This window comes from Nostoc sp. (assembly GCF_036916985.1).
Classification (GTDB): domain Bacteria; phylum Cyanobacteriota; class Cyanobacteriia; order Cyanobacteriales; family Nostocaceae; genus Nostoc.
The window spans coordinates 1-15,465 of sequence record NZ_JBALFD010000053.1 but is presented as its reverse complement, the minus strand read 5'-3'; the positions used below and the strand labels follow the sequence as shown (position 1 = coordinate 15,465).

The 15,465-nt window shown below is 50.0% G+C and carries 14 protein-coding genes and 1 pseudogene; all 15 read left to right on the top strand.

Annotated features, from left to right (window positions below):
* The first annotated feature begins 52 nt into the window (after window positions 1–52).
* Window positions 53–511, top strand: coding sequence for a cupin domain-containing protein (locus V7L07_RS18285; RefSeq protein WP_335060156.1), 459 nt, complete (start codon window positions 53–55; stop codon window positions 509–511).
* 566 nt (window positions 512–1,077) lie between these two features.
* Window positions 1,078–1,653: an HdeD family acid-resistance protein gene (locus V7L07_RS18280; protein WP_335060154.1), complete on the top strand. Its 576-nt coding sequence runs from the start codon at window positions 1,078–1,080 to the stop codon at window positions 1,651–1,653.
* A gap of 114 nt (window positions 1,654–1,767) precedes the next feature.
* Window positions 1,768–2,331: a DUF3611 family protein gene (locus V7L07_RS18275; protein ID WP_335060152.1), complete on the top strand. Its 564-nt coding sequence runs from the start codon at window positions 1,768–1,770 to the stop codon at window positions 2,329–2,331.
* Between the two features lie 31 nt (window positions 2,332–2,362).
* Window positions 2,363–2,863, top strand: a complete 501-nt coding sequence (locus V7L07_RS18270; protein WP_335060150.1) for a universal stress protein — start codon at window positions 2,363–2,365, stop codon at window positions 2,861–2,863.
* 52 nt (window positions 2,864–2,915) lie between these two features.
* Complete coding sequence (locus V7L07_RS18265) at window positions 2,916–5,333, top strand: phosphoketolase family protein (RefSeq protein ID WP_335060178.1); 2,418 nt, start codon at window positions 2,916–2,918, stop codon at window positions 5,331–5,333.
* Window positions 5,333–5,779, top strand: a complete 447-nt coding sequence (locus tag V7L07_RS18260) for an RpiB/LacA/LacB family sugar-phosphate isomerase (protein ID WP_335060148.1) — start codon at window positions 5,333–5,335, stop codon at window positions 5,777–5,779. Before V7L07_RS18265 ends, V7L07_RS18260 begins: the two co-directional genes overlap by 1 nt.
* A gap of 75 nt (window positions 5,780–5,854) precedes the next feature.
* On the top strand, window positions 5,855–6,631 hold the full coding sequence (gene rpe / locus V7L07_RS18255) for a ribulose-phosphate 3-epimerase (RefSeq protein ID WP_335060147.1): 777 nt from the start codon (window positions 5,855–5,857) through the stop codon (window positions 6,629–6,631).
* Entirely contained in the window at window positions 6,628–7,656 is a 1,029-nt protein-coding gene (locus tag V7L07_RS18250) for a class I fructose-bisphosphate aldolase (protein WP_335060145.1), read from the top strand. The genes rpe and V7L07_RS18250 overlap by 4 nt, the downstream gene beginning before the upstream one ends.
* Entirely contained in the window at window positions 7,653–7,946 is a 294-nt protein-coding gene (locus tag V7L07_RS18245; RefSeq protein WP_335060143.1) for a histidine phosphatase family protein, read from the top strand. The genes V7L07_RS18250 and V7L07_RS18245 overlap by 4 nt, the downstream gene beginning before the upstream one ends.
* On the top strand, window positions 7,943–9,835 hold the full coding sequence (locus tag V7L07_RS18240) for a hypothetical protein (protein ID WP_335060141.1): 1,893 nt from the start codon (window positions 7,943–7,945) through the stop codon (window positions 9,833–9,835). Before V7L07_RS18245 ends, V7L07_RS18240 begins: the two co-directional genes overlap by 4 nt.
* Before the next feature lie 5 nt (window positions 9,836–9,840).
* A complete protein-coding gene (locus V7L07_RS18235) occupies window positions 9,841–10,038 on the top strand; it encodes a hypothetical protein (RefSeq protein ID WP_335060139.1) in 198 nt (65 codons plus the stop codon).
* Window positions 10,035–12,578 (top strand): alpha-glucan family phosphorylase, encoded by a 2,544-nt coding sequence (glgP, locus tag V7L07_RS18230; protein ID WP_335060137.1) that lies wholly within the window; start codon window positions 10,035–10,037, stop codon window positions 12,576–12,578. Before V7L07_RS18235 ends, glgP begins: the two co-directional genes overlap by 4 nt.
* Before the next feature lie 509 nt (window positions 12,579–13,087).
* Window positions 13,088–13,996, top strand: a complete 909-nt coding sequence (locus tag V7L07_RS18225; RefSeq protein WP_335060135.1) for a slipin family protein — start codon at window positions 13,088–13,090, stop codon at window positions 13,994–13,996.
* A 266-nt stretch (window positions 13,997–14,262) separates the two neighbouring features.
* Window positions 14,263–14,646: pseudogene (locus V7L07_RS18220) on the top strand (hypothetical protein); the annotation flags it as partial.
* 9 nt (window positions 14,647–14,655) lie between these two features.
* Window positions 14,656–15,081 carry an HAD-IC family P-type ATPase gene (locus V7L07_RS18215; protein ID WP_335060133.1) on the top strand — a complete coding sequence of 142 codons (426 nt, stop codon included), beginning with the start codon at window positions 14,656–14,658 and terminating at the stop codon, window positions 15,079–15,081.
* Window positions 15,082–15,465 lie beyond the last annotated feature (384 nt).

Below are 15,465 nucleotides of genomic sequence, written 5' to 3'. Positions count from 1 at the left end.
GTAATTTCTAATTCGCCTTTCAATACATTTCAGATCAAAAAGAGCCATTATTATGCAGAATAACTCATCACCCAAACCAACAATTGAATACTGGCACGTCTGGACTGACGACGACGGTATAAGCCACCAGTCCCGTTGTCAAATTGAAGACTTCATAGAAAAAGGCATAGCCCCGGATACCTCACCGCAGTGGCTTTCTAATTTGAAGCAGTCTGGTGCTACAATCACCTTTAGTGTGCTACCTGTGGGATGGGTTGGTAACTGGCATGAGAACCCGAAACCCCAGTGGATCATACCTTTGTCGGGACGCTGGTTTGTGGAGACTATGGACGGCCAGCGAGTCGAGATGGGGGAAGGCGAAATTTCATTTGGAGAAGATCAGGGTACGAAAGCAGACGTGCAAGGTCATAAAGGTCACTTATCTGGAACAGTAGGCGATGCGCCAGCTGTTCTAATAATGGTGCAATTTGAAGAGACTCCGACTATAGAGCAATCCTGTCGATTTAGGTAAGTGAGGTAGTAGCCAATACAGTTCAGAATGAGCAACAAAATATTTGTAGAGACGGCGATTTATCGCGTCTCAAAAACCCAAGCGTATTGAGTTAACGTGAGTTCGATGAACCTCTCCCTCCCAACCTCCCTCTCCGAAACGGAAAGGGAGGAGCAACGAAAAATTAAGCTTTTTGCTCCCCTCTCCGTGTCGGAGAGGGGCTGGGGGAGAGGTCAAATAAGACTTGTCGAACTCACATTGAGTTAGTAGCGATCGCTAGCAGTGCGTTAGAAGGGTTTGAAGCCACAAGCAATTATCAACAAGTCAGATTTAATGTTTGAGTTGATGTATAAATTATACAAATTCTGATAAACCATTCAAAAGCGGTAGATGAAATTGAACTTATTTACCTATCAAGATACAGGAAGTATTCAATGTTGTATGTTCTAGTGAAAAACTAGGGAACTAATCAGGAATTTTGCGGAGGTCGAGAGTTAATCAACAGAAAGTGATGAGCGAGTGCAACGGTGAAGAAATTCTTCGATAACTCTGCGGTCATTTAGGATTTGATTCAAAAGGAGATAAACATGAGAACTATTGAGCCTGAAACTAATGAGCAAGTTGTTAGCTCTGGATGGACAACCGCGATACCCTTGGTAGCCGTAGGCATCGCTATTCTCATGATCGTGTTGGGCATCATTGCGATCGCCTTTCCCTTCTTTGCCAGCGTTGCTTCAACCTTACTATTTGGCTGGATATTCATCTTTGCCGGAATTACTCAAATCGTTTATGCCTTTCAATCGAGAGGTGCAGGTAAAGTCATCTGGAAGCTGATTCTCGGTCTTTTATATTTTCTGGCTGGAATTTTAGTAGTGGCAAATCCGTTTGCAGGGGTGCTGGCCTTGACGTTAGTCTTGGGTATTACCATTTTTGTGCAAGGCATCATTCAAGTGTCCATTGCATTTCAAATGCGCCGGATTTCACCTAACTGGGGATTGATGCTGGTGAGCGGAATCATCGGTATTATTTTCGGTATTTTCCTTTGGTCTAACTTTCCGTTTGGCGCAGTTTGGCTGATTGGCACTTTCATTGGAATCAATCTCTTGTTTGATGGAATTTGGATGCTAACTCTGCATTCAGGACAGGGACGCACTTCACAGTAGAGATTCAGAGCCGCACCGCACATAACAGGACAAGTGGTATGCGTTTGTCGAGTGTGCCTCACAGCTTGACACACCTGCTATTGTTCAAAGCCAAGATTTAGAGAGCAATGCCTTATGTCTAGCTACCTAGAATCAAAATATTATCCTTCAGAGAGGCAGCAAGCTGCTAGTTTACTGCGATCATTGGGGTGGAGTGGATTTTGGATACAGTTTGTTTTAACCATTGTTTCTCTTCTGATTTTAGGGTTCGCGATTCTCGATCCGACTCTCAACCTCAATCTCAAATCAGGGATCGGTTTGCTGTCCGCAATTGGGGGAATTGCGGCTTTAGGCTTAAGCATTTACTGGTTCTTTCGCTACGTTCATCTTGGGCAACAATTGTCAGCCCCGGAACCAGCTTTACATCCTAGCCGCAAGGAAATAATTCAAGTTTTACAACTAGGAGTTGTAGTTAACTTGGCAGCAATGTTAATGACGTTAGTCGGCATCGAAACAATTGTTGGAACATTGCTCCTGAAAACGCTTTCAGTTCCGCAAGGAGCCGCTATCTATCGGACAGGGCAATTGATTGAGCCAATTCATATTTTTGTTGTACAAGCAAATATCTGTATGATTGTGGCTCAATTTGTGGGAATTGGAATTCCATTTTGGCTTGCAAGTCGCGTAGAACACCATTAGATAAGTGAGATGAACCTGAAGGCTCGAAACAATGAACTTTAAACGCATTCTGGTTGCCATTAATCATTCTCCTTTAACATCCATCGTGTTTGATCGGGCACTGAATTTAGCGCAGCAAGAGCAAGCTAAATTGATGATCCTTCATTGCCTCGTAGATTTTACTGCGATCGATCCAGGATTCGAGTCAGGTGGGACGTTTGGACTCTATCCGATCAACACTGGGCTTTCTCCATCATTTCGCGCGGAAACACTTCAGCTAGAGATTGAGCAGGCAAAAGCTTGGTTACAAGAATACTGTCATCAGGCAACTGCCCGAAATATTTCAACTGAATATCAACATCATTTTGGTGAGCCAGGGGCAACGATTTCTAGTGTTGCTCAAGAGTGGAATGCTGATCTGATCGTATTAGGTCGGCATGACCACTCAGCGATCGCAGAGTTTTTCGTAGGTAGTGTCAGCAATCATGTCGTTGATCATGCGAATTGTTCTGTTTTAGTCATAAAAGATACAAATTCTGATAAAGATAAATAAAGAGGAAAGAACCGTGAAAGCAATTGATCGGACTAGCGTATTAGCCTTAGAAATTGGGCAATCAACCATAAAAACAAAGACTCTTGACCCAGAACTACTCCACAAGATAGATGCCTATTGGCGTGCCGCCAACTATCTATCGGTTGGGCAAATTTATCTCTACGACAATCCATTGCTGAAGGAGCCTCTGAAACTCTCCCATGTCAAACCACTGGTAGTTGGACACTGGGGTACGACACCGGGACAGAACTTCATCTATGTACACTTGAACCGGGTAATCAAGAAATATGACCTAGATATGCTCTACATCGCTGGCCCCGGTCACGGTGGCCCAGCAATTGTAGGTAACGTTTACCTCGAAGGCACCTGGAGCGAAGTTTATCCCAACGTCACTCAGGACGAAGCTGGGTTGAAAAAGCTGTTCACGCAATTCTCATTTCCTGGTGGGATTTCCAGCCACGTTGCGCCGACAACGCCGGGGTCGATTCATGAAGGTGGTGAGTTGGGATACTCCCTCAGTCATGCTTTCGGTGCTGCCTTCGACAATCCCTCACTGATTGTCGCTTGTGTCATCGGCGACGGGGAAGCGGAGACAGGTCCCTTAGCGACTGCATGGCAGTCTAACAAGTTACTCAACCCAATTACCGACGGTGCTGTACTGCCAATATTGCACCTGAATGGCTACAAAATAAACAACCCAACTGTCTTGGCTCGCATTGAGCATGAGGAGTTAGAGCAATTTCTTAGAGGTTGCGGCTGGACACCTTACTTTGTGGAAGGCGACGAGCCGGAAAGGATGCACGAACTTATGGCCAGCACCCTGGACAAGGCGATCGCAGACATTCGGCAAATCCAAAGCAATGCACGGGACAAGAACGATATGACTCGCCCACGCTGGCCGGTGATCGTCCTGAAGTCGCCCAAGGGCTGGACGGGGCCAAAAGTCGTGGATGGTTTACAAATCGAAGGCACATCGCGATCGCACCAAGTGCCGTTACTGGTGAACTCCGAGCATCCCGGCCATGTCCAGCAGTTGGAAAGCTGGATGAAAAGCTACAAGGCAGAAGAACTGTTTGATGAGAATGGCCGACTCATGCCGGAATTAGCTGAACTAGCCCCGAAAGGCGATCGCCGCATGGGTGCGAACCCCCACGCCAACGGCGGTATACTGCTGCACGACCTGCAAATGCCAGACTTCCGCGACCACGCGGTGTATGTGCCTGCACCTGGTGCCGTTGACGGTCAAGATACCCTCGTACTGGGCCAATTCCTGCGTGATGTAGTCAAGCTGAATCAGCGCAATTTCCGCATCTTCGGCCCCGATGAGACACTCTCGAATCTTTTGGGCGCAGTGTTTGAAGTTACTAATCGTCAGTGGGAAGGGCGGGAAGAAAAAAATGATGAATTCCTCGCGCCAGCCGGACAAGTGCTGGACTCGATGCTCAGTGAACACCAGTGTCAAGGTTGGTTGGAAGGCTATTTGCTAACTGGACGGCACGGGCTGTTCAACAGCTATGAGGCGTTTATTCGCATCGTTGATTCGATGTTCAGCCAGCACGCCAAGTGGCTAAAGGTAACATCGGAACTGCCCTGGCGACGGAAGATTGCATCGCTGAACTATCTGCTTGCCTCCCACGTTTGGCAGCAGGATCATAACGGCTTCACGCACCAAGACCCAGGTTTCCTCGACCACGTGATCAACAAGAAAGCCGATATCGTGCGTGTGTACCTGCCACCAGACGCGAACTGTCTGCTGTCCGTCTTCGATCACTGCCTACGCAGCCGACACTACGTGAATGTGGTGGTTGCTGGCAAACACGCGCTTCCGCAATGGCTAAGTATGGAAGCGGCGATATTGCATTGCACTGAAGGCATTGGCATCTGGCAATGGGCTAGCAACGACCAGGATACTGAGCCGGATGTGGTGATGGCTTGCTGTGGAGATACGCCGACGTTAGAGATTTTGGCTGCCGTTTCTATCCTGCGGGAACATCTGCCCGATCTGAAAATTCGGGTAATTAATGTTGTCGATCTGATGAAGTTGCAATCCGAGAGCGAACACCCGCACGGATTGAGTGAAGCAGATTATGATTCACTCTTCACCAAAGACAAGCATATCATCTTTGGCTTTCATGGATACCCCTGGCTGGTGCATCGGCTGACCTATCGGCGTACCAATCGCAATCTCCACGTCCGGGGCTACAAGGAAGAGGGGACGATCACAACGGCTTTTGACATGAGGGTGCAAAATGACCTGGATCGCTTTCATCTGGTGCAAGACGTGGTGGATCGTCTGCTGCATTTGGGTAGTAAGGGAGCCTATCTCAAGCAGATGATGCAGGACAAGTTGATCGAGCATAAGCATTATATCGACAAGCACGGCGAAGACTTGCCGGAAATCCGCAATTGGAAGTGGAGTTTCGGTGCAACACCGATAGAGAAATCGCTCGTTGGCTTGGGGGGAAAATAATGCACATTGGGATCGCGGCGGATCATGGTGGGTTTGAGTTGAAAGTGCAACTGACGGTGGCTCTCAAGGACGCTGGCTACGAGGTTGAGGATTTTGGTGCTTATGAGTTGGTTAAAGGAGATGATTACCCGGATTTTGTGGTGCCACTAGCCCAGGCGGTGGCGAAGGGCACAATCCTTCGCGGTTTGGCCATTTGCGGTAGTGGGGTAGGAGCTTGTATTGCTGCCAACAAGGTAGCGGGCGCGCGAGCGGCGTTAATTGCAGATTCATTCTCCGCTCATCAAGGGGTGGAGGATGACGACATGAACGTGATGTGTCTGGGCGGACAAGTCACCGGATATGCCGAATCCTGGGAATTGGTTCAGACATTTCTGGCTGCTCATTTCCAGCAATATGAACGTTTCCAGCGACGGCTTGAGAAAGTAGCGGCATTGGAATTGAAATGAAAAGGAACTCTGAACGGGGAACAGGGAAAAACTTTCAGGACAAACATACATTCTGACTGTACGCCAGCAAAAAATATGAAATCAAAGGTTGCCGAAATGATGATTGCACCTTCGCTCCTTGCCTCCAACCAGTCTTGCTTGGGACAAGAAGCCGAACGTGCCGAACGTTCTGGTGCCGATCGCCTGCACCTCGATATCATGGATGGCCACTTCGTCCCGAACATTTCCTTCGGTCCGCAAGTTGTCCAAGCCATCCGCCCACTCACCAAACTTTTCTTTGACGTTCATCTTATATGTTCCCAGCCAGACATCCTGCTCGAACCCTTTGCGAAAGCCGGCGCGGACGAAATGATCATTCACGTCGAACTTGGCGAACAAGTCCCATCCCTGATCCACAAAATAAAATCCCTCGGCAAAAAAGTCGGACTCGCCATCAATCCACCTACTGCGATCGCATCTGTCCGGCTGTTTCTCAAACAAATTGATCTACTGCTTGTGATGACTGTCAATCCCGGATTCGGCGGACAGGAATTTATCCCCCAATGCCTACCCAAAATCCGGCAGGCTCAAGGGTGGCGGCGCGAAAAAAACCTATCCTACCGCATCAGCGTAGATGGCGGCATTAATGACCAAACCGCCGCCGAATGCGCCCGCGCCGGAGCGGATACAACGATCTTATTCGGTACACCCAGCCTGAAAGTTGCCGTCAAAAAAATGCGCCAGATTGTCAACGAGAACCAACCCGGCGCTGGTGGATGGGAAAGTTTGAAATCAACGGGCGAATCAAATTCACCTGATTCATTTCTTTGCATCCAAAAGCTGCACCTTCCAGAGTGGAGAAACCCAAAATGAGTGTCCAAAAGCTGATAGAAACCGCGAAGATGCTTGTTGCTGACAATAAGGGTTTGCTGGCAATGGATGAGAGCAATCCCACCTGTAACAAACGATTCGCAAAGTTAGGCATTCCGCAGACTGAGGAAGCCCGACGCGCCTATAGAGAGTTGATTGTCACCACGCCCAGTCTCGGTGAATACATTAGTGGCGTAATTCTCTACGACGAAACTATTCACCAGCAAAAGCAAGATGGCACTCCCTTTGTGCAAGTCATCACCGAAGCGGGAATCATTCCTGGCATCAAAGTTGACATCGGTGCTAAAGAGATGGCAGGTCATCCTGGAGAAAAAATTACTGAAGGTCTAGACGGATTGCGCGATCGCCTCAAGGAATATTTTCATAAGGGCGCTCGTTTTGCCAAATGGCGCACGGTGATTACCATCGCCGATGGTATTCCCAGCCTGGGTTGTATCGAAGCCAACGCCCAGGCGTTGGCTCGCTATGCTGCGTTGTGCCAGGAAGCTGGACTAGTGCCGATTGTCGAGCCAGAAGTGCTGATGGACGGAGTGCATACCCTGTCACGGTGCGGCGAGGTAACGGCGGAAGTCCTACAAACTGTCTTCAACCAACTCTACAGGCAAAGGGTGATACTGGAGGGCATGATCCTCAAGCCCAATATGGTGCTTCCGGCATTGACTTGTTCTCAACAAGAATCGGTGGACGAGGTGGCTGATGCCACGGTGAACTGTCTCTTGCGGGCTGTCCCTGCTGCCGTTCCGGGAATTGCGTTCTTGTCGGGCGGACAATCCGGTGAACTGGCTTCGGCTCGTTTGAATGCCATGAATCTTAAATTCAAATCGCGATTACCTTGGGCATTGGCGTTTTCCTTTGCCCGCGCCATCCAGCAACCAGCTTTGGAGCTTTGGCAAGGTAAAGAGGGGAATGTGTCAGAGGCACAGCAGGCTTTGTTGCATCGAGCTAAGTGCAATTGGGCGGCGCGTCGGGGCGAATACAATGCCGCGATGGAAGGGACAGGAGCATGAAAACGAGTATATCTACTCCCCTACGCATTTACCTGATTCGGCACGGCGAAACCGAGTGGTCGCTCGACCGTCGCCACACAGGTCGCACGGATTTGCCGTTAACTGCAAACGGCGAGTCCGAGGCACGGGAACTCGGCAAGCACCTCCGGGATATCCAATTTTCCCATATCCTGACCAGCCCACTCAAACGCGCCCAACAAACCTGTGCGTTAGTCGGGCTAGATCAAGTCTCCCAAATCGAAGTTCAGGCAGGAATTAGTCAAACTCAAAGTCAAGTCGAGGCAGCATGACAACAATCATCCCCCTTACCCAACGCGTGGCATGGCAAGCCCTCGAAGCCCATTACCCGAAAGTCCAGGAGTTGCATCTGCGGCAGTTATTTGCAGACGATCCAACGCGCGGGGAGCGCATGACAGCTGAGGCGATCGGCATCTACTTCGACTATTCAAAGCACCGGATCACGGATGAGACGCTGACGCTGTTGTTGCAATTGGCGGCAGAGTCCGGTCTGCGATCGCGCATTGATGCCATGTTTCGCGGGGACAAAATCAACGTCACAGAAAAGCGGGCAGTTCTGCACGTTGCCCTGCGTGCCCCCAAAGGGCAAGCCATCATCGTGGACGGCGAGGACGTTGTACCTGGGGTTCACGCCGTGCTGGATAAGATGGCTGACTGTTCCACTCAGGTACGCAGTGGAGAGTGGAAGGGCTACACGGGCAAGCGTATCCGCAACATCGTCAATATCGGTATCGGTGGATCTGACCTGGGGCCAGTGATGGCATTAGAGGCATTGCGCCATTACAGCCAGCGCGACCTAACCTTCCGCTTCATCTCCAACATCGACAGCAGCGATTTTATCGAAGCCAGCCGCGACCTCGATGCCGAAGAGACGCTGTTCATCATCGCGTCAAAGACGTTTACGACCCTGGAGACGATGACCAACGCCCACACAGCCCGCGACTGGCTCCTCAAGACATTGAAGCATCCCGATGCGGTTGCCAGACATTTTGTGGCTGTCTCGACCAACGTCGAAGCGGTGGCTAAGTTCGGCATCGACACCGCCAATATGTTCGAGTTTTGGGATTGGGTTGGCGGACGGTACTCAATGGACTCGGCCATTGGTCTCTCGACAATGATCGCTGGTCATCGCGGCTCGTCATTCAAACGGGCTTTCAACGAATGGCACATCCTGGCAATTACTCAGGCGATTTGCCTCTATCGCACGCAACAAAAAATCACTGGCCCTTTGTATCTCGGTATGGATACGCACGCGCTTTCTGTTCCAGCTGGCGCTACTGCACTTGAGGTGCTGACAGCAAATGGAGTCGAAGTGATGATCGCCGTTGGGGACGAATATACCCCAACCCCAGTGATTTCTCATGCAATTCTGACTTACAATCGCGATCGCAAAAGCGGACTCGCTGACGGGATTGTGATCACACCCTCCCACAATCCGCCCCATGACGGTGGCTTCAAATATAACCCGCCGCCTGGTGGGCCAGCCGACAACACGATCACTAGTTGGATTGAGGCAACGGCGAATGCGCTGCTGGAAGCCCGACTCCAAGGAGTGAAACGAATTGCCTACGAACAGGCTCTACACAGTGCCACGACCCATCGGCACGACTATCTGACCGCCTACGTCAACGACCTGGGCAATGTAATCGACCTGGATATCATTCGCAGCGCCAAGATATGTCTCGGCGTTGATCCCCTTGGCGGTGCTGGTGTCCATTACTGGGCGCGGATCGCGGAGCAACATGGTTTAAACCTAACCATTATCAACGAGACGGTCGATCCCACCTTTCGTTTCATGACGGTGGATTGGGATGGACAGATTCGGATGGACCCATCTTCGCCCTATGCAATGCAACCACTGATCGAGATCAAGGATCGCTTTGATCTTTGCTTCGCCTGTGACACTGATTACGACCGACATGGCATTGTCACCAGAAACGAAGGATTGCTACCGCCAAATCACGACCTCTGCGTGGCAATTTTCTATCTTTTTCAAAACAGGCCAAAGTGGCATCAGGAAGCGGCGATCGGCAAAACGGTAGTCAGCAGCCAGATGATTGACCGGATAACTGCCAAAATTGGCCGACCGAACTGGCGGGTGAAAAAATTCAGAAGGTACTCACTCATGCACCAGGCAACGGTGCTGCCATCGGTGGGTTGAAAGTGATGACCGAAAGCGGATGGTTCGCGGCACGTCCGTCAGGAACCGAGGACATCTACAAGATTTATGCAGAGAGCTTCCAAGGAACAGAGCATCTGCACCACATCCTGGAAGAAGCACAGACAATTGTCAGCACTGCTTTGACAGCATCCCCACAGAAGTTGGAGATTGCATCCAAGGCAAACCCAAAGGAGAACCGATGAGCCAACAAACACCTTTCAGCACGTGGAACAACCGTTTTTTACCGACAGATGTCGAGGGCTTCGATTCCCTTGCCGAACTAGCTTTGGATCTGCGTTGGTCGTGGAATCATTCTACCGATGAAGTCTGGCGGCAGCTTGATCCTGCACTTTGGCAGTTGACTCAAAACCCTTGGGTGGTTTTACAAACTGTCTCAAGGGACAAACTCCAGAGGGCGCTAGCCAATCCAGCTTTCTCTAATAAAGTGGATGACCTGTTGCAAACCAGGCGTCAGGAGGCAACTGCACCAGCCTGGTTTCAGCAACGGTATCCGCAGTCTCCATTGAAATGTGTCGCGTATTTCAGCATGGAATTTATGTTGAGTGAAGCGCTGCCCATTTACTCAGGCGGACTCGGTAATGTCGCTGGAGATCAGCTCAAAGCCGCCAGTGACCTGGGTGTACCGGTGGTTGCTGTGGGATTGCTCTATCAACAGGGCTATTTTCGTCAGGTGATTGACAAGGACGGCGCACAGCAAGCCCTTTATCCCTACAACGATCCCGGACAGTTACCGATCGCACCCTTGCGCCACCCCAACGGCGAGTGGTTACGGTTGGAGATTGTCTTGCCCGGTTACTCGGTTTGGTTACGCACCTGGCAGGTACAAGTTGGTAGCGTGAAGCTTTACCTGCTAGACAGCAATGACGCAGCAAACTTTCCTGCCCATCGAAGCATTACCAGCGAACTGTATGGCGGCGGACCAGAGTTACGCCTCAAGCAAGAAATGCTGCTCGGTATTGGCGGCTGGCGACTGCTTGATGCCCTCGACATCCATCCGGATGTCTGCCATCTCAATGAAGGCCACGCGGCATTCGCTATTTTGGAACGAGCCAGAACTTTCATGAACGAGACCGGGCAGCCTTTTGAGGTCGCACTGGCGGTCACGCGAGCGGGGAACCTTTTCACCACTCACACGGCGGTGGCTGCTGGCTTTGACCGTTTTGCTCCGGCTCTCATTGAGCAATACCTTGGTCGGTATGCCCAAGACAAGCTTGGTATTACAGTCCACGATTTGCTGTCCCTCGGCCGCCAGAATCCAAATGATTCATCCGAGAGTTTCAATATGGCCTATTTGGCAATCCGTGGAAGCGGCGCGGTAAATGGGGTGAGTCGCTTACATGGTCAGGTGAGTCGGCGCATTTTCACGCCGCTCTTTCCCTACAGGCCAGAGGACGAAGTGCCGATTGGATACGTAACCAACGGAGTCCACATACCAAGCTGGGAATCGTCTCCCGCCGATGATCTGTGGACGGGAGCCTGTGGAAAGGATCGCTGGCTGGGTACGACAGAAAACCTGGGGCAGGACATTCGTCACATCTCCGACACTAGACTCTGGCAGTTTCGGACAGCCGCGAGCAAGTCTCTGGTTGAATACGCCCGCCAACGCTTATCCCAGCAATTAATCGTCTCCAACGACACGCCGGAGGCGATTAATGGGGCGAACCATCTGTTTAGTCCCAACGTATTAACATTGGGCTTTGCCCGCCGCTTCGCTACCTATAAGAGACCAAACCTCCTACTACACGATCGCGATCGCCTGCTTCGTCTCTTGACCAATCCGCAGCGTCCGGTGCAACTCATCATTGCTGGCAAGGCGCATCCGGCAGACCAGGGGGGGCAAGCCCTGATTCAAGAATGGGTACGTTTCATCCGGCAACCTGAGATGCGCCCCCACGCGATGTTTCTCAGTGACTATGATATGCTTCTGACCGAACACCTAGTACAAGGGGTGGATGTCTGGATCAACACGCCACGGCGACCTTGGGAAGCTTGCGGTACAAGCGGCATGAAGGTACTTGTCAATGGCGGCATCAATTTATCTGAGTTGGATGGCTGGTGGGCAGAAGCCTACAATCCTGAAGTTGGCTGGGCATTGGGTGACGGTCAGGAGCATGGCGAAGATCCCGCTTGGGACGCGGTAGAAGCCAACGCGCTCTATGACCTGCTAGAGCAGGAAGTGATCCCAGAGTTTTATACTCGAGACGACAGCGGCATCCCCACAGCATGGGTCAAGCGGATGCGAGAAAGCATGGCGCAGTTGACACCGCGCTTTTCTGCCACTCATGCGGTACGTGAATATACTGAGCAACACTACCTGCCGGCTGCCACTGCTTACCGCGATCGCGCTGCGAACAACGGCGAAGTCGGCAAGCAAATTGTCGATTGGCAGCAAACTCTACAAGATAAATGGGCAACGTTACGCTTCGGCGAAATTAAGGTTGTGAGCGACGCACAAGGACACACATTCACAGCTGAAGTGTTTTTCGGGAGGCTTGACCCAAAGAGTGTGCGGGTAGAACTATACGCCAACGGAGTGAACGGCGGCAACAGGTCGCGGCAGGAAATGAAGCGCGGTCAGCCATTGACCACGGGGAATGGTTACATCTTTAACACGCAAGTATCCGCAACACGCCCAGCCACAGAATATACGGTGCGTATTTTACCATACTGCGACGGCGTTGCGATTCCACTGGAAGAGACACGAATCCTGTGGCAGCGATGATTCATTTTTGCATGGAGGATTGCCGCAAGGCAGAAGTCACGTCGCTTCTCTACGAGACGCTGCGCGTAGCAAGATCCCCGCAGGGGTACGCTCCGAATTCAAAATTAATGATCCCCATAAATAAATTTAGTTGCTCTGTATCCTTTTCGTTTTCGGTCAAAAGTCAAAAGTTTTATATATCAAGGCTTGTGCCTGTTTGAAATGGTTGCTTTATTTACGCCAAACTGTACTAGTAGTCCACCACACCAACTTTGATGGGTGAATAAGTTCGTAGTTAGGACTTTAGTCCTTAATTTGAGCGCTAAAGCGCTCACTACAAACCATGCATTGTTGGTGTGGCGGACTACTAGTTCAGCAAAAACGAATCACGGTTATCGAATTCAAGTGTCTAACTCATCAAGGTAATTGAAATGAAAACAATCAGCTCTTATCCATTATTTGGCTATCAACTTCAAGCGGGAAAGCTTATAGCGAGTAGGTCCCAAAGCACGGGAAATTCGTCCTTATTTATGCAAAACTCCGTCCCGTATTACACTACTAACCCATTACTACTTTTAATGGTAATTATTGGTGTTGGAGGTGTGTTAGCTTCAATTCTTTCGAGTGCTATTAAGGTAGCGAATGAGTGGGAAAGATTGGTGGTATTGCGGTTAGGAAAATTCCTCGCTCTCAAGGGACCGGGACTCGTTTTCATTATTCCGATCATTGACACCATACCTTACCGGATTGACACTCGCGTGATCACCACTTCTTTCCAGGCGGAGAAGACTCTGACTAAGGATACAGTGCCGGTTGACGTAGATGCAGTTCTCTTTTGGAAGGTTGTAGATCCTAAGAAAGCAGCTCTGGATGTCGCCGACTATAAAAGTGCTATTAGTTGGGCTTCCCAAACGGCTCTACGGGATGTCATCGGCAAGACCATGCTATCAGATATGCTGGAAGGCAGAGAGAAAATCAGTAAGGATTTGCAGAAAATCATTGACGAGCGCACCGAGTCATGGGGCATCAATGTTATCTCAGTGGAAGTTAAGGATGTGCTGATTCCCTCGGCTTTGGAGGATGCGATGTCGATGCAGGCTCAAGCGGAAAGAGAACGTCAGGCGCGTGTGATTTTGGGCGATTCTGAGCGACAGGTGGCAGAGAAGTTTGGGGAAGCGGCTAAGACCTATATCAACAACCCTGTGGCGCTGCATTTGAGGGCGATGAATATGCTTTATGAGGGTTTGAAAGACAATGCCACAATCGTCATTGTACCCAGCACAGCCGTAGAAAGTATGCAACTAGGGGGTCTTGCCGGGATGACGGCTTTGACTATGGGATTGGGGCAGGAGAAAAGCGAGATCAGAAAGCAAGAAGGCATTCAATCAATGATAGATATTGTAGAGCCAAATGGCACTAAATTAATCGCAAACCCTTAACGAACTTTGGGGGTTTAAGTCAAGAGTCTCTACAGGCAGCGCGAATTGAAGCCTCAGCTAAATCCCCGTCACAAAACTTAATTACGAATTACGAATTACGAATTACGAATTATTTTAATCCGTGGCTGCTAGGACAACTTTTCGCGGTTAGTGTCGGCACCGGATCACACGGCAGGAGTGGACGCTCTGATGGATTGGATTGAGGAACATAGTGGGCGTAACTTGAGCGCGGTAGGGCATAGCGTGGTGCATGGGGGCCGAAGTATAGCCAGCCGCAGCGAATTACTGCGGAAATGATTGAGGAACTGCATCAGCTCAGTCCATTCGACCCTGAGCATCTGCCGGAAGAGATATTGTTGACCGAGGCATTTCATCAGCGATTTCCAAATCTGCCCCAAGTGGCCTGTTTCGACACGGCTTTTCACCATGATTTGCCGCTTGTGGCTCGACTGTTACCGATCCCGCGTCGCTACGAGGTGACGGGTGATGCATTAGCGATCGCTCAGGAAACTGCCAAAAAGTTGGACATGGGCGCAAATATCCTCGATGCCGGGAGTTTGGGCGACTCGGAAAAGCAAGAGACATCAGCAGTATCCGATTCCATTGAGAATGCCGACGGTTTTGCCCAGGTATTCCCGGAACACAAGTAGTTCCACATTGTGGATGTCCTGCAAAAACACGGACATATCGTTGGTATAACGGGTGATAGGGTGAATGATGCCCCCTCGCTGAAAAAAGCCGACTGCGGCATCGCCGTTTCAGGCGCAACAGACGCGGCGCGGGCGGCGGCTTCCATCGTGCTGACAACGCCGGGACTGTCGGTGATTATTGACGCAATCAAGGAGAGCCGCCGCATTTTCCAACGGATGCAAAGTTACGCGATCTACCGCATCGCCGAGACGCTGAACGTGCTGTCGTTCATGACGTTGTCGATCCTGGTCTTTAACTTTTATCCATTGACAGCGGTGATGATCGTGATGCTGGCGTTGCTCAACGACGGTGCGATCCTTTGCATTGCGTATGACAATGTTAAGTACTCGAACAAGCCTGAAACCTGGAATATGCGCCTGGTGCTAGTAATATAGATTGACAAACACAAAATTATGTGTTGCTGGTCAAAACGCTGATTGATGGCTAAATATTTAGGTCTGGTTTTGAGCGAATGATCACTTTTTGTAATAAAACTGAATATTACTAGGATTACGATTTCTATTACGGTTGTTTGGTGCTAACACTCAAAATGAATTCGCTCGATTAATCAATAATTTATCCGCGCCTTTTATCGCTCCATTTTCAACCTTATTTATTAGTCCTGTTTTTGGTGGCGGGGCATATTATATATTTGATGTCAATACAGCACTTGCGTCTGTTATTAGGTACACTAAATTAAAATATAAATACCTTTAAATGAAGTCATACTCTGTCGAACTTCGAGAAAAGATAGTTGCAGCACATCTTCAAAAAAACAT